General features: G+C 44.2%; 20 protein-coding genes and 1 pseudogene. 2 read left to right on the top strand and 19 right to left on the bottom strand.

Going from position 1 to position 21,317, the window contains the following annotated elements; translation table 11 throughout:
- Position 1: 1 nt before the first annotated feature.
- From A372_RS0105920 to A372_RS0105895, 6 genes are all read right to left on the bottom strand, one after another.
- Positions 2-238 carry an alpha/beta fold hydrolase gene (locus A372_RS0105920; RefSeq protein WP_192813591.1) on the bottom strand — a complete coding sequence of 79 codons (237 nt, stop codon included), beginning with the start codon at positions 236-238 and terminating at the stop codon, positions 2-4.
- A 93-nt stretch (positions 239-331) separates the two neighbouring features.
- Positions 332-925, bottom strand: coding sequence for a TetR/AcrR family transcriptional regulator (locus A372_RS0105915; RefSeq protein ID WP_019419907.1), 594 nt, complete (start codon positions 923-925; stop codon positions 332-334).
- A gap of 141 nt (positions 926-1,066) precedes the next feature.
- Positions 1,067-2,209 (bottom strand): DHHW family protein, encoded by a 1,143-nt coding sequence (locus tag A372_RS0105910; RefSeq protein ID WP_019419906.1) that lies wholly within the window; start codon positions 2,207-2,209, stop codon positions 1,067-1,069.
- A gap of 21 nt (positions 2,210-2,230) precedes the next feature.
- Positions 2,231-3,616 (bottom strand): MBOAT family O-acyltransferase, encoded by a 1,386-nt coding sequence (locus tag A372_RS0105905; protein WP_026010921.1) that lies wholly within the window; start codon positions 3,614-3,616, stop codon positions 2,231-2,233.
- Between the two features lie 6 nt (positions 3,617-3,622).
- Entirely contained in the window at positions 3,623-4,108 is a 486-nt protein-coding gene (locus A372_RS0105900) for a DUF4358 domain-containing protein (protein WP_019419904.1), read from the bottom strand.
- Between the two features lie 167 nt (positions 4,109-4,275).
- Complete coding sequence (locus A372_RS0105895; RefSeq protein ID WP_019419903.1) at positions 4,276-5,028, bottom strand: SDR family NAD(P)-dependent oxidoreductase; 753 nt, start codon at positions 5,026-5,028, stop codon at positions 4,276-4,278.
- A gap of 168 nt (positions 5,029-5,196) precedes the next feature.
- Between A372_RS0105895 and A372_RS0105890 the strand changes: the two genes are divergently transcribed.
- Positions 5,197-6,081, top strand: coding sequence for a LysR family transcriptional regulator (locus A372_RS0105890; RefSeq protein WP_019419902.1), 885 nt, complete (start codon positions 5,197-5,199; stop codon positions 6,079-6,081).
- A gap of 108 nt (positions 6,082-6,189) precedes the next feature.
- Here the strand turns inward: A372_RS0105890 and A372_RS0105885 are convergent, their stop codons facing one another.
- The 13 genes and pseudogenes from A372_RS0105885 to A372_RS0105825 form a co-directional block, all read right to left on the bottom strand.
- On the bottom strand, positions 6,190-6,396 hold the full coding sequence (locus A372_RS0105885; RefSeq protein WP_019419901.1) for a hypothetical protein: 207 nt from the start codon (positions 6,394-6,396) through the stop codon (positions 6,190-6,192).
- A gap of 261 nt (positions 6,397-6,657) precedes the next feature.
- A complete protein-coding gene (locus A372_RS0105880) occupies positions 6,658-8,637 on the bottom strand; it encodes an AraC family transcriptional regulator (RefSeq protein ID WP_019419900.1) in 1,980 nt (659 codons plus the stop codon).
- 183 nt (positions 8,638-8,820) lie between these two features.
- The gene (locus tag A372_RS0105875) at positions 8,821-9,642 is read right to left on the bottom strand and encodes a DUF2785 domain-containing protein (RefSeq protein ID WP_019419899.1); all 822 of its coding nucleotides are present in this window, start codon (positions 9,640-9,642) and stop codon (positions 8,821-8,823) included.
- Positions 9,639-9,848 (bottom strand): annotated as a pseudogene (locus tag A372_RS0105870) (GNAT family N-acetyltransferase); the annotation flags it as partial. The pseudogene A372_RS0105870 and the gene A372_RS0105875, both read right to left, overlap by 4 nt.
- Positions 9,849-10,263: 415 nt before the next feature.
- On the bottom strand, positions 10,264-11,184 hold the full coding sequence (locus tag A372_RS0105865; RefSeq protein WP_026010920.1) for an N-acetylglucosamine kinase: 921 nt from the start codon (positions 11,182-11,184) through the stop codon (positions 10,264-10,266).
- 49 nt (positions 11,185-11,233) lie between these two features.
- Positions 11,234-12,376, bottom strand: coding sequence for an exo-beta-N-acetylmuramidase NamZ family protein (locus A372_RS0105860; RefSeq protein ID WP_019419896.1), 1,143 nt, complete (start codon positions 12,374-12,376; stop codon positions 11,234-11,236).
- Between the two features lie 70 nt (positions 12,377-12,446).
- Positions 12,447-13,151, bottom strand: coding sequence for a PIG-L deacetylase family protein (locus A372_RS0105855; protein WP_019419895.1), 705 nt, complete (start codon positions 13,149-13,151; stop codon positions 12,447-12,449).
- A gap of 2 nt (positions 13,152-13,153) precedes the next feature.
- Positions 13,154-14,119 carry a GNAT family N-acetyltransferase gene (locus A372_RS0105850; protein WP_019419894.1) on the bottom strand — a complete coding sequence of 322 codons (966 nt, stop codon included), beginning with the start codon at positions 14,117-14,119 and terminating at the stop codon, positions 13,154-13,156.
- Positions 14,120-14,203: 84 nt separating this feature from the next.
- Positions 14,204-15,064, bottom strand: coding sequence for a carbohydrate ABC transporter permease (locus tag A372_RS0105845; RefSeq protein ID WP_019419893.1), 861 nt, complete (start codon positions 15,062-15,064; stop codon positions 14,204-14,206).
- Between the two features lie 20 nt (positions 15,065-15,084).
- A complete protein-coding gene (locus tag A372_RS0105840) occupies positions 15,085-15,987 on the bottom strand; it encodes a carbohydrate ABC transporter permease (protein ID WP_019419892.1) in 903 nt (300 codons plus the stop codon).
- An 85-nt stretch (positions 15,988-16,072) separates the two neighbouring features.
- Positions 16,073-17,506 carry an ABC transporter substrate-binding protein gene (locus tag A372_RS0105835; RefSeq protein WP_019419891.1) on the bottom strand — a complete coding sequence of 478 codons (1,434 nt, stop codon included), beginning with the start codon at positions 17,504-17,506 and terminating at the stop codon, positions 16,073-16,075.
- A 33-nt stretch (positions 17,507-17,539) separates the two neighbouring features.
- Positions 17,540-18,454, bottom strand: coding sequence for an N-acetylmuramic acid 6-phosphate etherase (gene murQ, locus A372_RS0105830; protein WP_019419890.1), 915 nt, complete (start codon positions 18,452-18,454; stop codon positions 17,540-17,542).
- A 181-nt stretch (positions 18,455-18,635) separates the two neighbouring features.
- Positions 18,636-19,499 carry a MurR/RpiR family transcriptional regulator gene (locus A372_RS0105825; protein WP_019419889.1) on the bottom strand — a complete coding sequence of 288 codons (864 nt, stop codon included), beginning with the start codon at positions 19,497-19,499 and terminating at the stop codon, positions 18,636-18,638.
- Between the two features lie 287 nt (positions 19,500-19,786).
- Between A372_RS0105825 and A372_RS0105820 the strand changes: the two genes are divergently transcribed.
- Complete coding sequence (locus A372_RS0105820; protein WP_019419888.1) at positions 19,787-21,283, top strand: class I adenylate-forming enzyme family protein; 1,497 nt, start codon at positions 19,787-19,789, stop codon at positions 21,281-21,283.
- The last annotated feature ends 34 nt before the right edge of the window (positions 21,284-21,317 follow it).

Below are 21,317 nucleotides of genomic sequence, written 5' to 3'. Positions count from 1 at the left end.
CCTAATTATTTATCTGCTCCAAAATATCAAATAACGCCTCGTTGAATTTCTCCTTCTGGTCTATCATCGGAATGTGTCCCGCATCTGGAATCGAATAAAATAGCTTGAGCGGCGCTGCTATTTTCGGAAAAAATTGTTTTGCTAATGGATAGGGTGTTTGCCAGTCTCTTTCACCCTGGATATAAAAGACAGGTATTTCATATTCTGTGCCCAGTGATGACAGATCGAATGATTCCATCAGAAATTTCACAATTTGACGCTGACCTTCGCTGGCAATTCCAGTGCGGAAAAAGCATCTCCGTCCCTGAGTGTACCGAATAATTGCGATCTCTCATTGCTTTGCTCCTCCCGCCATGTAACCGGCAATGGAATGGACGAGAATATCCAAGGCCTTCTTTTTTCCTTGTTCCCCGGAAGGGGTATCGGCCGCCCCAATAAAATGGAGCGCATTCATTAAATAGGCAAGCACATCAAAGTCGCAATCAGATTCATCAATTCCGCAAAGCGATAAAGTCCTGCTGAAATAGTCGTTTGATTTCCTTGCTTCCCAGTCCGCAGCTGCAGCAGGAAGCTTGCGAAGCAGATACTCAATATCCGATGGAGCAACGTAAAAAACAATGCTGTCCTCCGCCAGATAGATTTCCTTTAATGCCTTTATTAATTTTTCCTTTACTTCTGCTTTTTCGGACAACATGGCTTCCACTCGCTCGAACATATTGCTCTCACACTTTTTTATGATCGTATAGAGCAGCTCTTCTTTGGAGTTATAGTAAGAGTAAAAGGAGCCTTTACCGATATTAGCCGCAATTGTGATATCCTCAACCGTGACCCGCTTCACCCCTTTTTTACGAATCAGCTCAATTCCTTTTATATGCATGGCTTCTCTCACCATCTCTTTTTCGCGTTCACTGACGATCTTAGGCATTAATCCCCCTCCTTTTTTATTGACCAATAATTCGATTCATAGTCATTAAAAGCATTATAAATCCTTTTCCTGTTTTTCTCAAGGGATATTCATTTGTTTTATAAATTTTGTACGGGATGGCCATAACGGATATTCTTATCTCTATTTATTCAATTTCAAGAGTGCGGCATTGTCGATAAAAGTGGCTGTATTAAAGAGTAACAGCACGTTCTTAATTCCATTCTCGGACATATAGTCGCTGATGCTACCGTTATAATAACGGATGTCGATAACTTGAATTTCTGGTACGTTTAGTGTTAGGAAAGGAATTACGCTATGAGCGTAGGAGTCCTTTATGACTAACAACTTCTCTTGTTTGACATCTTGCGGATCAAGCTTGCTTGTGAGCTTCATAAGGGCATGGACCCCGCCTAAGAAATAGGAGTATTGATCCTTCTTCTCTAAAAAGCTGGCATCGTACATGCTCATAAACGTTTCACCTGTATCTGCGATATACATCTCGGTCGATACGGGTTTAATGGGGGTGTAAACTTGAATGGAATCTGGGGTTATGCCATTGAATTGACTCCGGGTATGGTAGCTTCCTAGGAACGAATCGCTCACGGTTTGAATATGGAATTCCTTCTTGGACATAGGCTGCCAGCCCATTTTCTCAGCATAGGCTACGTAAGCCAAGTAGGCGCCGTTCGTCGTCCAATGATGATCGGTCCGATAGTAAATCGGTTCTGAAGCATGCGGGCTCAGGAAATCAAAACCGTTAATAAACGATACGCTACCCTGTACGTATTCAGCAATATATTGATTGACCTTAGCTTGAGAGTAAATTGGAGCTAGCCATGGCAGACGTTCAGGGTAAATGCCAACCGATGTAGGTGCAAGCATGAAGGTGGTGTTCGCTTCTGGGTGGTTGCTGGCAAATTGTTTTACAGCCTCTGTATATTGCTGAATTTTTGAATAATCTGGCGCTACGAACTTTTCGAACAAATAGCCATCTCTCCCCTTATAAATCCCGTTATTCTCTTGTTGCAGCCGTAATTGCTCAACAGCGGATTTCACCCATACCCACTTGGCACGAAAAGGAAACTGATCTGTCACGAAGCTCTCGGCCTCTTGGGCATACTTTTTGGACAAAAGGTTGTCCCATGACAGATGCGGGGCGCTCTGTAAATATCGGTTTTCTAGATCGGAGAAACGTTGAGCAGGCAGTAAGAGAAAGGTTAGAGACATGAGAAACAGCGTTACGACAAATCCTACTACCAATAATCGATCTGCCCTCTGCTTCATAATCTACAACCTCCTTAATGGTTAGAACCGGAAATATAAGAATGGGTTAAATGTCGCGTCTACCAAGTAGGCGACGGATAGGAAGAATAGCACGCCATGCCAAACGAGAGGCAGAAGCGACCTAGTGTTTTTGCTCCGTGACTGCTTCATTGGCAAAGAGGCAATAATCAACACGAGGATCAGAATCGCGTTCGTGTAAGTGAAATATAGAGTACTGTTATCCCACAGTGGTTGGTGATTGAATCCCACCATTGCTTGCAAATATCGGAGCACCATAGGAAGTTGGTCAAAGGCGAACAACACCCATCCAATGAGAATAAGCAAGAGCGCATAAAGGTGCCTTACCCAGCGCGGTAGGCGATTCAGCAGCTTTAATCCCCACCATTTTTCAATAATGAGAATAACGCCGAAGTACAACCCCCACAAGAAGAAATTCCAGCTTGCTCCATGCCAAATTCCTGTAAGCAACCACACGATGAGAATATTGCGCAATTGAATGCCTAGTCCCCGGCGATTACCGCCAAGCGGGATGTAGACGTAATCGCGAAACCAACTGCTAAGAGAAATATGCCATCTTCGCCAGAAGTCGGTAATGCTCTGCGCGATATAAGGCTGGTTGAAGTTCTCGTTAAATTCGAACCCGAACATAAGACCGAGACCGATGGCCATATCGGAATAGCCGCTAAAGTCGAAGTAGATTTGAAAAGCAAAGGCGATGATGCCAAGCCAAGCGGTTAAAGCAGGCATCGAATCCAGATTGGAGCTCGATATGGTGTGCCAGAGCAGTCCAATATTGTTGGCAAGAAGCACCTTTTTCGCAAGCCCAATAATGAACCGCCTGACCCCTTCCGCAAATTTCTCGATATTCACCGAACGCTTACGCAATTGCTCTGCGAGGGTGTTGTATTGAACAATTGGACCTGCTACTAATTGCGGAAACAAGGCGACGAAGGTACCGAAGTCAATCCAATTTCGCTGTGCTTTTGCGGTTCCTCTATACACGTCTATAATGTAGGACATGGATTGAAACGTGTAGAACGATATTCCGATAGGGAGCGGTAGTTCCGTTAAAGAGATGTGCGTTCCAAGCAGTTCATTCACATTCAGAATAAGAAAATCCGCGTATTTGAAATACGATAATAACCCTAGGTTAACGACAACGGAGAACACGACAATCCACTTGCGTTGAATAGTGTTCAACTTTGGCCTACTGAGTAGTAGGCCGAAGCTGTAATCCGTAATGGTGGACAGCAACATAATTACAATGTAAACGGGTTCGCCCCATGCATAAAAGATGAGGCTGGTTAAGAATAAGATGAGATTTTTAATTCGCCATGGCGAACAGTAATAAAGAGCAAGGACGGCCGGCAAGAACAAGAATAGAAAAAGTAGGCTGCTGAATAGCATAGACGGTTATTTTTGATCAAAGAAGCTATCGTATGTTTTTACAAGTTCGTCGGCATTTTCGGAAATAACGAATAGCACGTAGTTGCCTTTCGTGACAAGCTTATAGTCTTTGGCATTCTCGTATTGGTCAGGCAGGTACGTTTCGAATTGCTTTTGCACTTCTGACGCGCGTTGTTTAATAGCGGTTTCGATAGCAGGGATATCTTTCGCATCTTTGACTTTCAAGATAGCGATTTCGTTGGTCTTCACGTTCATCATCGGGGTTCTAATGGTATATTCTTCAAGCAAAGCAGGGTCTAGATGGTATAACTCCTTCACCATATCCGCTTGCAGTTCTATTAACGCGGGTTGCTCCACTTGTGCAATCATCTGGTCGGCCATTTCTTTCGCAGGCAGCGTTGCTTCAATCGGTGTTTCCTTGTTACTGGAACAGGCACTAAGCACCAAGCTTAATATGATTATCAACATAAGAACGAAGTTATGTTTTTTCATTCTGTGCACTCTCCTTAGTGTGTTTGTTTTAATTTCTCAGGCCTATCGACGTATGGAGTTTATAAAAAGTTTCACTAAATATATATTTCCCAGTTTTTGCGCAAATATAAAAAAACTCAAGCCGGATTCCAGCCTGAGTTTTCTATCATATTCATTCCGATCAATAATTACTTGAAAGAAGCATATCCTTCATCAGCCATCACAACACTGCCATTGATAGCGCTTGCTTCTTCTAATGAAATCAAATACACGGTATCTGCTACTTGTTCAGGTTGGGTCAATTTATTGCCCATGACCTTGGCTTTCATCGAATCTACTAAACCATTATCCTTGTATCCTTGAATAATTGGCGTATCTACTGCTCCTGGCGCAACTGCCACAACACGAATTCCATAGGCAACTAACTCGAGTGCTGCTGATTTGGTCATCATAATAACGGCCCCTTTTGTTGCATGGTAGGCAAAGGTTCCAGGTGACGCCAAAAATCCAAACACAGATGCTGTATTAATTATGACGCCTTTAATGCCCAATTCTCTCATTTTTCGGCCTGCTGCAATAATTCCGTAGGCCACTCCATGTTGATTCACATTAACTACGCTATGATAATCATTCAAATTTTGATCCAAAACAGGCGTTACACGTCCTATCCCGGCATTATTAAACATGATGTCAATTCTTCCAAATGTCTCTACCGCTTTTTCCACTAACGCTTCTACATCTTCAAGTTTGGATACATCCGTTTTGACGAAGATCGCTTCCCCGCCCTCCGCCTTAATCAACTCGACGATTTCATTTCCTGTTTCTTCGTTAAAATCTGCGACAACGACTCGATCGCCTTTACTCGCAAATTTTAAAGCCGTATGTCTTCCGATCCCGCTGGCTCCACCCGTAATGACGGCAACTCTTTTAATTGATGTCATCTCTTGTTCCTCCCTTATCTTACATTTCTCAGTTTTTTGTTCTATAGTGAGTATAATCACTGACAGCAAATATTCTTTTATGTTCTTATTGTAGCATCGCTTTCTATTAACTAAAATTTATATATATTAAATTATAGTTAAGAAATACTTAAGAGGAGGTGTGAGCACATGAATCTTGAACAATTGGAATACATCGTTGAAGTGGCAAAAACCGGTTCTCTAACGAAGGCTGCGCAAAATTCCCATGTCACCCTCTCGGCGATTAGCCAATCGATATCCTTGCTCGAATCGGAGTTAGCGTTAAGTTTATTCAACCGCTCGCGCGGCTTGGGAGCTGTCCCGACGCCGGAGGGCAAGGCTATCATCAGCAAGGCCAGTGAAGTATTATTGAAAATAAATGAGCTCAGAGAAGAAGCCCAATCATATAGCAATACCTTAAGCGGACAATTAAGAATAGCCACGATACCCGGGCCCATGCATTTGCTGGTGGGCGTCGTATCGAATTTCAAGCGGGATTTTCCCAATGTCAAAATCGAAATATTCGAAAAGGGGCCTAAGGAAATATTAGATCTAATGAAGCACGACAAAATTGATATCGGGTTAATCGCTCTATCCGAAAATCTAATAGAAAAACATCATTCTCTATCCTTTGAACGATTGCTGGAAGGGAAAATAGTCGTCGGGGTAAATAAACAGTCGCCTCTTTTGCTGGAGAAAACGATAACGCCAGAAAAATTAGTGGGGCAAACGTTAGTTTTGTATGATGATGAGCACATTCGTGAATTCATGACACAGTTTATTTCTACATATGGGGACGTTGACATTCTTTTTATCAGCAACAATACGCAGGCTATCCAAAATGCGGTCACAGAAGGGTTAGCGCTTACCATTGGACTTGATTATTCGTTTAAAAGCGATGGACCGCATATTATTCCCTTAGAGCTGGAATCACCAAATACCGAGCCCATTTATTACGGATGGGTGCTGCCTGAAGAGAAGCACGCTTCTCAGGTTTCCAAGAGATTTCTTAACAGGCTTAAATTCGAATTGTAATTTTCAATGAACTCGAAAGGTATCATATTTCAGACAACAGAATGGATTTCATAAGGTAATGAAATCCATTCTGATTTTGCGCACCAAATCAGCTATTCCGAATCATTCTCATTTACGCAAAATGCCCGGCAAATCCTCGATTAATTTCTCCCTGGCCCATGGATCCGTGGAGATGCCGAGGGCACCGCTAATAAAATAAACGTTGCCTTTTTTGACGGCCGGCAGATCGCGCCAGATCGGTTCGGAAATCATCCCTTCGATATACTTCTTCTGGAAAACGATTAATTGCAGGTCTTTCAGCAATTTTAGTATCAATTAATATACGCTGCCAAGTACTTCTCTCCACTCTCCCTCTTGTTCAGAAAGGCATCCCTTTCGTTGCTGGGGTTAACTTTGGTGTGCGTGTCTCTGGTAACATTGCTTCTCAGACGATACAGCAACATCACCGTTAGTTCACACCGCTTGGCGCCTGAACATGCGCGAATCGTTGTTACTGATCGAAAGGGAGAGTGGCCGGAAGCTTCGAATGGATAAGCAGTTATTCTATCCATGACCATGTTGAACACGTACACATATTTAGTGCTGTCCCGTCAGCCAAGCAGCGATTTCCTCCGTCTGCGACAGAACCGCAATCGGATCAAAGTACCAAGAACGTTCCTCTTTCCATACGTACACGCGATTGTTTTTGACCGCATCAAGCGTAGCCCAGATCGGGTCGGCTTTAATATCCTCCAAGGTGCGGTCGTTAGACGTCAGGATGATATAGTCGCCGGCATATCGCGGCAATAACTCATTGGACAACTCCGCCCACTGCTTATCAAAAATTTCCGCCGCGATATGGGCAGGCGGTTTGAAGCCCAGCGCCTGGTATACGGCTTGTCCGCCCCGTCCGAAATTGTCGCCGTAAACATAGGTCGACTTGTTCGTCAACTCAAAGATAGAAAACGTCGCGTCGGACGGTACTGCTTCACCTACACTTTCTCTTGCAGCGGCAATACGGCGATCGTATTCGGCAAGCCAGGCTTCCGCTTCCTTTTCTTTGCCCAGCAGCTTGCCGAAGTAGGTCAACTCTTCATGCGCGTTCTTCAATTCGCCATAGGGAACAGATACAGTAGGGGCGATTATGGATAATTGCTCATATCTGCTCTGGTCGGGTGTTGCCCCAGTCACTATCAGATCCGGCTGCAACTCGATCACCTTTTCCAAAGAGCCATTCACATCGCCAATATCCTCCACGTCCTTGAGAGCTTCGGCGAAATACGGATTTTTCCGGTGCAGTCCAGGCGTTCCAATCGGAGTGATGCCGAGCGCAATGAAACTGCCTAAATATTGATCCGCTACAATGCGCTTGGGATTAACCGGGATGTCTATTTCACCGTTAATCGTCGATACCACTTTGGTTTGCAGGTTATCGGAAGTCTGGCCGGAATTGGATTGGGCCGAACTTTGCGGTGCCGACACCGAATTTGAGGGCGATCGCTCCCCCCCGGTTGACGTGCTCGTGTTCGAAGCGCCCCCAGAGCAAGCGTTGAGCAGCAATGCGAGGCAAAGCAATAATGTTGCCGCAGCAGTTGACTTGGATTGTCTGTACATCGGTATATCTCCCACTCTCTCATATTGATAACGATTATCATCATCAATATAACGCCGAAATCTTCGGACAACAATGGAGGATCGAATGGTTGTAGAGGGATTATCTTCTGCTTTGCGCTGCCCCGATTCCCTGGCTCTAAACCGGGCAGGCGAAATCCCCCTGTACTTTTTGAAAAGCCGGCCAAAATAATAAGGATCCTTATATCCCACGCTTTCAGCAATTTCGCGCAAGGTCGCATCCGTTTCCACCAACAGGCTTGCCGCCATATCGATCCGTATCCGAATCAAATACTCGATCGGGCTGTATCCGGTACTCTTTTTGAACAAAGCCGATAAATGCGGAACGCTGTAGTTCAGGCTTTCTGCAAGCGACTCTAAAGTGATCGTCTCCGAATAATGCTCCTGGATGTACATGATCGCTTGAGCAGCAAGATCCGGCTCTTTCATATCAATCCCTTGTCTATGAAGCTGCTGCAATATACTGCAGACGAATTGAAAAAACAACGATTTCACCTGGAACCGCTCCAGCGGCCCTGACTGTCTCCATTCCTGATCCATTAATTTAACTTTGTGAAAAAGTGAAATCGGGTAGTTCGGTAAAAAACTGTATTGCATATGAAACGGACTGTTCCTCTCCATTAGGCTCACCATGTCCTGACGTCTTGGAAGCGGAATCTGTGCTTTATAGAAAATCATATAATATTCAAATTCTTCTTCTATCAGGAAAATGTCCAGGTATGCCCCTTTGCCGCTGTGCATCACTTGAAATCGCTTTATGATATATTCCATGCCGTCCAGCCGCACTTGGGCGCCGCCGCGCGTCGCGAGCAGAAACACACTGGCCGGCAGCCTGTAAGAACGTAAGGCTTCGCCCGTTCTCATCATCATATGGCGCACATCCAGCACCGTAATGGAAGCATGATTCCACAGCAATATATGGTCATTTTCGATCATCGTGTCCATTCAACCCTCTCCGGTTCAATTCCCGCTGCTTCAATAACCATTATAAATGATAATTATTCTCATTAACAACCGAAGGTGCGGGAACGACGAAAAACCCTTGCAAAGCAAGGGAAATGCTTGTTGGAAACCGCTCATTTAGCGGCTTGCTGCACACCTAGACTCCGTAGGAGCCGCACAGCCGTATTATAATGTGCTTAAAGATTTTATGATTGCATCAGTATACTTATTGAATTTACTTTGATCAAATAATCTGAAGTACAGACTTCTTAATAAACATTTCGTATTTCCTTTTAAAATATCATCTTCGGGAAACTTTCCATTCTTATTTATCAAACCTAGACTGTTTATCCATTCAATACATATATCTTCTTCAATTATTTCACGATTTATAATAGTTTTCACGACAGTGACCATTCTTTCATCTTCTTCATTAATATATAAGTATTTGTCTATACATATTTTGTTCTGTATGATATGCAGGATATCGAGAAGATCAACATGATTGAGAGATGGTAAGGTTGAAATAGAATTCAAACCGTCGGCAGCATGTGCAATGGCATGAGCCCAGCCCTTCCCAGTCACATACCCTCTTAAATCATTCTCAAGCTCTACATATAGAATCAATCTTTCTTTCATATAACTGATTTCATTTTCAGTTAAATAGTTGGATTGTTTATGGGCATATACGGCCAGTGGCACGATTAATACAGAGAAAGAACGAGTAAAAACTGTATCCGTCTCCGTCTCGCCTATCCCGCAAAAAAGGTGACTATCACTAAGGCTAATCTGTAATAAACTTCGCATTTGCTCTGGTGTAAATTCATTATTTTCAAACCATTTACACAGCGTGGAATAGATGAGCTTATCTCGAAGCTCAGCATCAACGGTTCCGATTTGAGTCATCATCTCTAATGCCAATTCGAATGCGGATATTTCTTTAGGAACCTTGTACTGTTCTTGCTTAATCTGTAAAAGAAGATTTTTAATAGAATTCCTGCTTTTCATATATTCTCCTCTCTTTCTTCGCACTTCACAGGGTTGCCTGCTAAATTCGCATTCCAATCGTCCTTCAACATCCCGTAGACAACATGATCAACATAATGATTATAGAGCCATTCAGCTCGTCTGACTGTACCTTTAACAAAATGGAGTCTTTCAGGGATTGCCCTGCTCTTCGAATTTAATACAGCTGCCCTGATCTCTACTCTGTCAGCATATCGCTTTTCAAGTATCTTCAATTGAATATCATCATTTATCTTATGACTAAACATAGGCTTCCTCCATATAATATATTTTGTATACGATCAATTTATTTGTCACTCGAATAGTAACTCCGTAGCTCAATAATATTTATTAGTGTACTGGCAACGACTTGCCTTGTATACAGAAAAAAGGGTCATGATTCCTTTGGTGGGAATACGGCCCTTTTTTGTCTCAACTATTGGAATTTATCCAATAATTTAGCAAAATTCTGAATTTGTTCATGTATCAAAATGGGATCAAGCTTGTCCAGATCCTTTTATTTCGAATGGGGAATCGATAATTTTCGCTTTAAACATTCAATTACTTGTTCCGTTATCGAAATGCGGACGGCTATGCAACCAACAGGATCGCCAGATGAAATGTCTATGAGCGGGCAGCGAGCTTTGCCAATGCCATTAGAACCGCACCGTGCGATGCATCTTTTTTGGCAGTTATGCACTTCAGGTCCGGATAGCGCTGTATCAGCATGTCTGCAAAAGCAGTCTGCACATAGGTGTTGTTGAGCAGAACGCTTCCTGCCATCGCAAGGGTTCCAGCCTGCAGTGACAGCTTCTCTACAACTGGAACTACCAGTTCGAACAAGGAACAAGCGCTTTTTTTCGCAATCGACAGAGCCGCTTCATCACCGAGTGCGCAAGCGTGTGACAGGATCGGAGCCAAAGCCGCAATGTCCTTTTTATTGGTGCGTTTGTCATACACAAAACCAATAATCTGCTGAACCGATTCCAATTGAAGCTGCTCATACACCATTCCAGTGATTGCTGTTGCGGGTATACGCCTGTCATGCGCGCGCACCAAAGCTGAAATGAGTTCCCGACCGATACTGTAACCGCTGCCCTCATCATCAATGAGGTGACCACAACCGCCAGTGCGATGAGAACGGCCGGATTCATTTTTGCCATAACAGATAGACCCGGTCCCCGCAATGAGAATAATACCGTATTCGCTATCATGCGCGCCGCACAGCGCCGTTTCCTGATCGCCCGTAATGAATAATCCTCCTTGATACCCGCATGCTCGGACACTCGCTTCCAGGCGGGTAATGACCGTTGGATTGCTAACACCAGCCGCACCGATGCAGACTTGAGCGCAACGATCCAATCCCCCGCATACCTTGGCTATCGTTTCGAATATTTCCCGCAAGCTGCCTCGGATACTGGCCTCGTCCTGCCCATTATAGTTAATCGCGCCGGATGTAAAGGCGTGCACGGCCACTCCCTTCTCGTCCGCCACGGTTACGGCGGTTTTCGTGCCGCCGCCATCCAGTCCTGCCACATATCTCAACATAGGCTCACATCCTTCCTCTACCCTGTGCGGCTCATTGGAACACGAACTATTCATATAGATGATATTGTTGCTTCATGCGAGCAAACTCCCGACTCTCTTCACGGAATTGCTCCAACAAAGCCGGAACATCTACGGATTCATTCCGATATAGCTTATCTCCGCATAACAAATCAATAAAAGGTCTGGAATTCTCCTTTAGCGGCGGCAAAAAGGTAAACAATTCATAGTTACGCTTGATGGCATACATCAGCATGACCCCTGTTTCCAAAGGCTGAAACGAACGGTTATCGATCACATGAAGTTGCACGCCACTGCATTGTTCTCCCTGAAACTTAGAAAAAGAAGGCTTGAAATAAACGGGGCGGAATATGACCCCGGGCAGCTTCTGACTGTTCATTTCATCCGCTAGTTTCTCAGCATTGATAAATGGGGCCCCGATGATTTCAAAGGGAGCTGTCGTTCCTCTGCCTTCAGAAATGTTGGTGCCCTCGAATAAGCAGGTGCCTGAATACAACAATGCCGTGTCGAACCGCGGAATTCCCAAGGAGGGCATTACCCATGGACGCCCGGTATCGGGGAATTGCATCTTCCGCTCCCAACCGTCGCAACGCACCACATGCAGCTTGCAATTCCAATTCATCTGCTCGTTCGCCATCGTCGCCACCTCGCCGGCCGTCAGACCGTAACGCACACATAGCGGATAATTGCCGACAAAAGATTGATACCCCGGCTTTAATATATTTCCTTCTACCGTCACCCCATCCAATGGATTGAGCCGGTCCAATACGACGAATTCCTTCCCCGCTGTAGCACAGTCTTCCAATGCGTACAACATCGTGTAAATAAAGGTATAATACCGGACCCCCACATCCTGAATATCGTATACGACCATATCTACTTCATCCAGCATGTCTGGACTTAATCGTTTGGAATCCTTACGATACAAGCTATACACTGGCACCCCCGTAATAGGGTCCAAATAAGTATCTACCTGAGCTCCTGCAGCTTGATCGCCGCGTACGCCATGTTCTGGCGAAAATAGAGCGACCAAGTTGAAATTCTCATGCATAATTTGGATCGTAGCTACAAAGTCATCGTTCAATCCGGTCGGTGCCGTAATCAGCCCTAATCGTTTTCCTTTGAACAGATGAGTATACTGTCCAATACAATCAATACCGTTTCGGATCATAGCTGCCTCCCATCATTCGTTTGCGATTTGCAAAATGACTGTAACGATGCGTAGTTACAGTCATTTGTTGTTATAATTCAGTTTTAAGCACACGCATGCTTTCTTCTGGAACCATGAAGGTTTCCGCATATTCCTTTCTTGCTTCAATGCCGCGAACTCGAACTAAATGCTTGTAGTATTCCAGATAAGGGAAGGAAGCGCTGCCTGTCACGAACCAGTGCAAGGACACTGCCTTAACCCACAGATCATAGGCTTCTCTGGAGAAATCTACATAAACATAAGGCTTGTAGTCAACTGCGTCCTCCCAGTTCTCCGCATAATAGAGTCTGGAAGCGAAGAACGCAGGAAGCTCCCGTTGGAACGAAGCTAAGCCGGCAAAAAAGCGTGCGTCATTGACGATGCGGTGTGTCGTCATATGATCCTTGTGCATGCTGTTCTTGAAATGGGTGATAATGATATTGGGACGTACTTGGCGAATGACATCACACACTTTCAGACGCATCTCTTCGCTATCCTGCAGTTCTCCATCCGGTATGTCGAATACGATGGCTTCGCCGCCCAGCATCTCTGCAAACCCTTTGGCCTCGTTCACCTTCTGCTCGCGGTACTCCGCCATATCTCTGCCCGCGGGAACCCCACGCTCACCTGCTGTCAGCGCTAATGTTACAATACGGTCTCCTTTAAGAGAATGGCTTGCCAACACTCCGCCTGCTGTCAGCTCCATATCTCCCACATGACCACCGATGGCTAAAATCGTAACTTTTTGCTCGCTCATAACTAAAACTCCTTTCTCATGACGGAAAATTGTTTTACGGTTTGAAAGCCAGCCTTCTCATAGATACGCATTGCAGGATTCGTGCTTCCGGTATAAAGGGACATATACTCGGTTCCAATACGCCGAAATGCCTCACATAGTGTAAAGAATAGAATCGTTCCCAGACCATGCCCCTCATGAGCAGGGCTTACGCCGATACCAGAGAAATAGCCGCGCCCGTTCTCCTGTCGAATGACCGGACCGGCAAACCCGACGACCTTGCCTTGATGGGCCGCAATCACCACAGGCACACCGTCTGAAGCAGCTTGCCCGATTTCCCTCTTCCACAGAGGATTATCCAATCCGCGCAGCATTTCATCTACGCCGTAGTGTTTGACCCGGTCGAACAGTTCCACCCGGTAACCGTCAGCAGCCGCTTTTTCCTCCTTGGCTCTTATGTCTTCCGGAATGGCGAAGGAAGCCAGGTTCAAATACATGGCACATTCTTTTGCGCGCTCTATATACCCCTGACTGAGCAGAAATTTATATAACATACTATTTAACGGCACACCTGGCGCGTTATTATGCTCATGCTTCGGGGTACCCGGTATATACCAAGGCAACATCATCGGGTTAAAAAACAACATATCTGCTTGCTTTTTACCCAATGCTTGAAAGCGACGCTCTATAGCATCTAACATCATCGTGTAGTTATCGTTGGTTTTCCAGTCATGGGCTAACACAATACAGGTGATATATCCGGCCGCGTCCCCGAGAGGCAGGTCATCTCCTGTACACCCGCAGGCAAACCCTCTAACCTGGTCGGATTCCAGTAAGATAAACGTATTATCCCTGTCAAAATAAGGACTCGACAAAAAAATATTTTCGAAGCTTTTTGCCGTTAGCTCTTTGTATCCTTCTTGCACGGCTTCTTCGTTCCATACAGCAATGACCTCATCCATATACTGCCGATCCCAAGCAACGAGCATGATGATGTGACACCTCCCACATGTATGCCGGACATAAACCTGTATCGCAACGATGAAGGCGCAAGGTTAGATGCGCAGGGTGTGTTAGCCTTTTACCGCACCTACGGTTACGCCCTTCAGGAAATACTTTTGCAAGCTGAAGAAGAGAATAAACATAGGCAAAGCAGAGATAGTCGCACCTGCCATCATCGGCGCAAAATAAGTCGTGTTAGCGAATCTAAAGTTTTTAAGACCTACTTGAATCGTCTGCATATCCATCGTATTCGTTACCAAGAATGGCCAGAAGAACGTATTCCAGCTATCCATGAATGTAAGAATCGCCATCACGGCCAGAACGGTCTTGGATAACGGCAGAATGATTCTGAAATATACTTGAAACTGATTGCAGCCCTCGATCTTCGCACATTCCAGAACTTCAGTAGGAATGCTGCTCATGAACTGTTTAGCAAGAAAAATATTATATACGGTAACGAGACCCGGCAAAATCAATGCGCTATACGTATTCTGAATTTGGAATATGTTCACAATCAGAATGTACAACGGCACTTGAGTAACCTGATACGGAATCATCATCGCGATCAACAACAACGTAAACAGCGCCGTTCTGCCCTTAAATCGAATTTTGGAGAATGCGTATCCGGCCATGCTCGCAAAGAACACATTCGAAACCGTGACTACACTCGCCACAAACAATGAGTTTAAGAGCCAGCGCAATGAATATTCGCTATATTCAAAGAAGAATTTGTACGATTCCAAAGATATCTTGGTCGGAATGAGCGAGTAGCTCATCGCCCCGGCTTCGACGGGATCCCCAAAGGAGGAAATAATCATAAAATAGATAGGGAAGATCGTTGCCAAAGCAAAAAGCAAAAGTATGATAATAATGACAGCATTTCTAATATATTTCGCTGCCACATGTCCGGTGTGATCGTTATAGAGTGACATCGTCGGTTTCTCTCCCTTCCTCAATATTCCACGTCTTTGCCCAAAAATTTAAATTGAACCAATGAGATTACACCAATAATCAAGGCCAAAACCAGGGATTGTGCCGCAGCTTTACCGAATTCAAAGTATTTGAAAGCGTTATTAAAAATTAGCAAACCCACCATTGTAGTCGCGTTGTCCGGACCGCCGCCCGTCATCAGGTAAGCGTTCTGGAACACTTGGAAAGAACCGATGACACCAGTTACTAACAGAAATAACGTCGTTGGTTTCAGACAAGGAATAACGATGTACCACATCTTCTTAATAAATGAAGCTCCATCCAATTCCGCTGCCTCATAATAACTATCATCAATACCAAGCAGTGCCGCCAAATAAATAATAATGCTCGTGCCATGACTGGATAGCCAGGACATAAGAACCAATGAGAACATAGACGTAGAGCTTGATCCGAGCCAGTTCTGGTTGTTTATGCCGAAAAAGCCAAGTACCTGGTTGAGAATGCCGGTTGGCATCGGATCGAAAATCCAAAGCCATACGACAGATAATGCAACGCCTGACGCAACGGCCGGCAAGTAATAGATTGCCTTGAACGTGGTCTGCAGCTTCTTATTCAACGGCAAAATGAGTATAGCCACGCCAAATGAAATAATCAAAGCAACGGGAACCGTTAGAATCGTATACACAACCGTATTTACCAATGATTTCCAGAACAAAGAGTCTTTAAAGGAATCAATATAATTGTCAAATCCAACAAAGGTGGAACCGAGCGGTTTGTAGTCCTGAAAACTGATAATAAAAGCACTGACGACCGGATATGCAGTAAACACCGCGAATACAACTAAGGCAACTGCGATAAACGCATATCCCCAACCTCCATCACCTTTAATTCTCCGTTTCTTTAACGGTTTAGCTAATTGGGTCATATTGCGAAACCCCTTTCAATACTCAGTGTCACATACATTTTCGGATAGTCGCATGAACGTGCATACGACTATCCGAAGCAAACATCTACTCTTTCACAACTCCATCTTCACCGAAAGCTTTCACAGCTGCAGATTTAACGGTTTCATACATCGCTTCAGGCGTAATTTCGCCAGCGATTAATGCCTGAAGCTTTGGCACGATAACTTCATCTTCCATTTTGATCGCTTTTGCACCCAAATCCGTCGGGATATCCGGACGTGCAGGCGTTGCTTGCTGGAGCAAGGTTTCAACAGCTGCTTTATTGTCTTCATTTCTGCTTAATGGCATGGTTTCTGCCGCTTTTCTACCGGATTCGGTAATATGCGCAGCAAAGAGATCATTGTTGGTCGTTGCCGCAACGTTGCCGCTAGCTAAGAAGTAAGCTGCTTTTACAACATTTGCTTTGTGTTCAGCCGTCGGTTCCTTCGTTCCACGGAACGTTACATATCCATCAACCGCGACACTCGCTTGTTGTTTTTCGCCTAGGAAAGTAGGGACAGGCAATACGATATAATCAACTGGAATACTTCCTTTTACTTCACTGCCGTCCTTCGCCTTAATCTTTTCATTATTCTCGTTGGCGTTGTTCTCAAAAGTAGCCAGGCCTTTACCTGTAATCATCGTTTGGCCGGTAAGGAACATATTCCAGCGTTTCCCTGCATCGACAGAGCTAAGCTCTTTCGGCATGGAACCATCATCAATGAGCGCCCGAATATCTTTGAGCACTTCAAGGAAGTTTTTGCTCGTGTACGCATATTTCAAATCTGTATTGAACTGTGCAGGCATGCCTGCATTTTTGAGCAAAATATTCAAATAGTCTTTGGAAGCAACGCCAGCCGTCGCGAATACAAACCCGTAACGGGACGTTTTGTCGCCTTCCTTAACGACGCCTTTTTTGATTGCTTCACGGAATTCGTCAATTGTCCAGCCATCTTTTTGCACTTTCTTCCAATCGATTCCTGCTTCCTCTAAGAACTGCTTGTTCCCGCCCAGCGCGTGAACTTCCATATAAGCCGGGAAGCCGTATAGCCCATTGCCGTTTTTCATGTATTCAAGCGGAACTTTATCATAATCTGCTACCATTTCCGGCGTTGCCGTATCTGTAATATCGAGGAGCATCCCTTGCTGGATATATTTCGGAATTCCTCCAGATGGGATAAACGCAATATCCGGCGGGCTGCCCGCATTCACTTGCGTATCCAACTTCTGCGTCATATCTTCCCAACTGGCTGGTTCGATATTCAACGTCAAGTTCGGATATAATTCATTAAATTCCTTCTCCAATTGCTTGAATTTGTCTTGGAACTTACCAGAAACCGGCGGGAGCAAAGCGGTAATCGTGTCCTTTGCATCCGCGCTTACGTTAGAGCCTGAATCTGACGGCTTCGCTTCGTTATTTGAGCTTCCGCATGCCGTTAACGAGGATAAAGCCAAGGTTAAAGCTAAGATGGATGCCAATACACGCATGTTTCTTTTCATTGATACAAGCCTCCCCAAGGATATCGAATGTTTTTATACAGCTTTGATAAAGGTGCCTATTGCCTTTTTCAAACTGCCGTCGCATTGATCCAATGCTTGCTTTGCCGCTGCTGCATCCAAACCGGTTTTGATCATCATAATCGCTAATTTACAACTCATGGAAGCGCTTTCTAAATAGGAAATAGCGGTATCCGAATCTACGCCAGTAGCTGTCTTAATAATGCGAACGGAACGATCACGCAATTTAATATTGCTTGCCTTCAAGTCCACCATAAGATTATTGTACGTCTTTCCAAGCTTCACCATCGTACAAGTCGTAAGCATATTAAGAACCAGCTTCTGTGCTGTACCCGCTTTCAATCGGGTCGATCCCATAATGACTTCCGGCCCTACTACAGGTGAAATGCAGACGTTGCAGACGTTCTCCAATTTGGAGTTTTTGTTATTTACTACGCCAATCGTGGCCGCTCCAATTTCACCTGCTTTTTTCAAAGCAGATATGACAAATTGTGCGCTTCCACTCGCCGTAATTCCAATAACAGCATCCTGGTCTGTCACGCCACACCTTTCAATTAAAGCGATCCCCTCCTCTGCATTGTCTTCAAAACCTTCAACAGCCCATCTCAGTGCGACGTCTCCCCCAGCGATATGTCCTTGTACTATCATAGGGTCCGTTCCGAAAGTGGGCGGACATTCAGAGGCGTCGAGAACGCCAATTCTGCCTGAAGATCCGGCCCCTACGTAAAACATTCTGCCGCCGTTTTTAAGAACATGGTGCAATGTATCAACCGCTTTCACAATTTGCGGTATTTCTGCTGCTACCGCATGCGGTACCTTTGCGTCCTGCTCATTCATGAGATGCAGCATTTGTTCGGTTGTACACTCGTCTATCGCCAATGTTTTCTCGTTAATCTCTTCCGTCGTCAGACCCGCCAGATACTCATCCATAGCTATCCTCCTATCCTGTTTGTTTAAAATTTCTTATAAACACATATTAACGAGAAATATCATCACGGTCAACAGTTTTTGAAATAAAATTTTATTATAAAATATATTATCGTTTTTTTATTTTGTTTTTCGACAAAAAAAAGACACCGGAGCTAATACGAAAAACCGATGTCTGCATCATTCATTTACGATGTTTGCTAACTAAAATGTTGTGCGTTTTCGTCAAATACTTCTTCACATTTTTGTATTCTGCACTGGCTACCCCTGCAAAAAGAATGTCGATAACGGTCAGCATAGCAATTCTCGATCCCATGGCACCGCTGCGGATGGTTACCTCCGGCGTGGAAATGCTCAGCACGATATTCGCCTTATCCGCCAACTCGCTCTTATTATATTTGGTAATGGCAATAATGCATGCGCCATTTTTTTTGGCTATTTCCAGCGAATCGAGAATTTCCATCGTATTTCCGGAATTGGAAATAAAGATCGCTACATCATTCTTTTCCAGAAGCGTAGCAGCAGTGAGCTGGCTGTGTCCGTCCGTATAAGTGTGGCACAACTTGTTAATCCGGGAAAACTTCTGTTCCGCATCGATCCCTACCAGACCGGAAGCGCCGATCCCGAAAAATGCAATACGTTTGCTCTGACGCAGCACTTGTACAGCACGGGCGATCTCATTCTTATCGATGACACTGAGAGTGTCTTCAATGGATTTACTGTTGTTGCGAGAAATATTCGAGATGATCACGGACAGATCATCGCCGGGCTGTATATCGGTGTACTGATCCTTCTGCTCGTCATCCATCGATCCGAGTGAAGCGGAAATACTTACAATAAAGCTGCGGTACCCGGTATAGCCCAAGGTTTTACAGAAACGAAGAACAGATGCGTCACTGGTCTTCGTCAGCTGAGCAAGGCTCTTAATCGAAAGATGAGGAATCTCCTCCAAATTCGCCAGCACATACTCTGCTACTAGTTTCTCTACAGGTGTCAAGCTATCCTTCATGTCTCGAATTTTAATCAAAATATTATCATGAATTGACATATCTCTTCCCTACTCATCAGAAATTTTATTTCAAAATGAATCGTTTGTTATAAAATTTTAATTTTATTTTATATCGTAAATCTTCTAAATGCAAACACTTTAATAGCTTGTCTGTCAATCATTCAATAAAATACCATGTGGGATAGTAAAAAAGAACGCCCTTTCTGTAGAATCGTTTGTGCCGCTAAGCGATTTAATCCCGAATATTATGAAAAGATGATGGATAAGTATAATATACACCATTTTTTGAATATGATGGGAACATAATGGGAAATGAGGTTGTTCATATGTATGCATTGCACGATATACTCAAAATTCGCGCTGAGCAAACCCCTGATACAGAAGCTCTGGTCGGGGGCCATATTCGCTATTCGTTTCGCACCTATTTAGAAAGAGTAAATCAATTGTCACACTATTTACTGGAATTGGGCTTAGAAAAAGGAGATCGGGTTGCGATTTTGTGCAAAAACAATCATCCTTATCCAACTATCATGATGGCAGCATTACAAATAGGAGCGATTGTTGTTCCGTTAAATCATCAATATACTTCTCATGAATTAAAAGGAATAACAAAAAACTGCCAGCCCAAAGTTCTCTTCTATGATAAAGAATTTGAAGCTGTCCTTCCCGATAAGCAGCTGCTCCCCTTTTTCATACTGGTTGGAGAGGGAATGGAGACTTCAACTGCTTTTGATGAAATCTTTATGGGGCGCTATCCGGTCACGGAACCTCCTGTATCCGTCAGCGAGAGCGATACGGCATTTTTCATGTTTACTTCTGGAACCACTGGAAATCCAAAAGCCTGCGAGCTCATCCATCGTGTTTTTTCAGAATCCTTTAAAGAAGTTTTTTCTTATCCCACTTCTAATAGTAATGAACGGTTCCTTGCCGTACATCATCTCTATCATTTAAGTTCTGTTTTTAACATGATATACAGTATCATCTCTGGAACTACAATAGTCTTTTTAACTGAATCAGATCCAGCAAAAATTTGGGATATGATTGAGAAAGAAAAAATTACGAGGATGTTTGCTTTTCCCTATATGTATACCTATATGTTGCAAGAGTTTAAAAACAGCCGAAGAAAAACGGCATCACTTAAAATAGCAAGCGTAGGCGGCACAAAAGTACCTTCGATGTTAATCATGCAGTATCACGAGCTGGGAATTACTATGTCAGCCGGATATGGTTGCACAGAAGGACTTGGAATTAGCTATTATTCTCCTGAAATGGGCATCGAAAAAGCCGAATCGGTTGGAATGCCAATGCCAAATGTGGAATGTAAAATCGTCCATCCTGAAAAAGGAGAAGAGCTTCCTGTAGGAGAGATCGGCGAAATTGTTGTAAAAAGCCCCTACGTCTTTAAAGGCTATTGGAATAATCTTGAAGCAACGAACAAGGTGCTAAGAGAAGGATGGCTCCACACCGGCGATAGCGGCAAATTAGATGAGGATGGTTTCTTATATGTGTTGGGACGATACAAAGATGTCATTATATCTGGTGGAAGAAATATATATCCCGATCAACTGGAAGACGTTATTATGCAAATTCCGCACGTACTGGAAACAGCCGTAGTAGCTGTTCCAGATGAGATCTTAGGCGAAATTCCGCGCGCCTATATTGTGAAAGAAGCGGGGAGTATGCTTTCCGAAGACGAGGCGCATCAATACTGCAAGCAAAGGTTTGCCAGCTATAAGGTCCCGCAAATTAGGTTCACTGATGCTCTGCCGAAAAATAGTTTAGGCAAAGTGATGAAACAAATCTTAAGGGAACAAGCGCTCTGAACGAGATCGAAGTTCCCTATCCCAATTATGATGG

It is taken from the genome of Paenibacillus sp. OSY-SE (genome assembly GCF_000283315.1).
GTDB lineage: Bacteria > Bacillota > Bacilli > Paenibacillales > Paenibacillaceae > Paenibacillus_B > Paenibacillus_B profundus.
Note: the sequence above shows the minus strand (reverse complement) of the source record. Positions and strands in the feature narration are given on the sequence as shown.

Bases quoted from the DNA above. Each gene is read 5' to 3' on its own strand.
- A372_RS0105875 (WP_019419899.1), bottom strand. From the start codon at position 9,642: ATGAAAAGCAGGAATTCTATTAAAAATCTTCTTTTACAGATTAAGCAA.
- A372_RS0105820 (WP_019419888.1), top strand. From the start codon at position 19,787: ATGTATGCATTGCACGATATACTCAAAATTCGCGCTGAGCAAACCCCT.
- A372_RS0105850 (WP_019419894.1), bottom strand. From the start codon at position 14,119: ATGCTCGTTGCTTGGGATCGGCAGTATATGGATGAGGTCATTGCTGTA.
- murQ (WP_019419890.1), bottom strand. From the start codon at position 18,454: ATGGATGAGTATCTGGCGGGTCTGACGACGGAAGAGATTAACGAGAAA.
- A372_RS0105915 (WP_019419907.1), bottom strand. From the start codon at position 925: ATGCCTAAGATCGTCAGTGAACGCGAAAAAGAGATGGTGAGAGAAGCC.
- A372_RS0105880 (WP_019419900.1), bottom strand. From the start codon at position 8,637: ATGGACACGATGATCGAAAATGACCATATATTGCTGTGGAATCATGCT.
- A372_RS0105825 (WP_019419889.1), bottom strand. From the start codon at position 19,499: ATGTCAATTCATGATAATATTTTGATTAAAATTCGAGACATGAAGGAT.
- A372_RS0105920 (WP_192813591.1), bottom strand. From the start codon at position 238: ATGGAATCATTCGATCTGTCATCACTGGGCACAGAATATGAAATACCT.
- A372_RS0105910 (WP_019419906.1), bottom strand. From the start codon at position 2,209: ATGAAGCAGAGGGCAGATCGATTATTGGTAGTAGGATTTGTCGTAACG.
- A372_RS0105895 (WP_019419903.1), bottom strand. From the start codon at position 5,028: ATGACATCAATTAAAAGAGTTGCCGTCATTACGGGTGGAGCCAGCGGG.
- A372_RS0105845 (WP_019419893.1), bottom strand. From the start codon at position 15,064: ATGTCACTCTATAACGATCACACCGGACATGTGGCAGCGAAATATATT.
- A372_RS0105860 (WP_019419896.1), bottom strand. From the start codon at position 12,376: ATGATCCGAAACGGTATTGATTGTATTGGACAGTATACTCATCTGTTC.
- A372_RS0105905 (WP_026010921.1), bottom strand. From the start codon at position 3,616: ATGCTATTCAGCAGCCTACTTTTTCTATTCTTGTTCTTGCCGGCCGTC.
- A372_RS0105840 (WP_019419892.1), bottom strand. From the start codon at position 15,987: ATGACCCAATTAGCTAAACCGTTAAAGAAACGGAGAATTAAAGGTGAT.
- A372_RS0105900 (WP_019419904.1), bottom strand. From the start codon at position 4,108: ATGAAAAAACATAACTTCGTTCTTATGTTGATAATCATATTAAGCTTG.
- A372_RS0105855 (WP_019419895.1), bottom strand. From the start codon at position 13,151: ATGAGCGAGCAAAAAGTTACGATTTTAGCCATCGGTGGTCATGTGGGA.
- A372_RS0105890 (WP_019419902.1), top strand. From the start codon at position 5,197: ATGAATCTTGAACAATTGGAATACATCGTTGAAGTGGCAAAAACCGGT.
- A372_RS0105835 (WP_019419891.1), bottom strand. From the start codon at position 17,506: ATGAAAAGAAACATGCGTGTATTGGCATCCATCTTAGCTTTAACCTTG.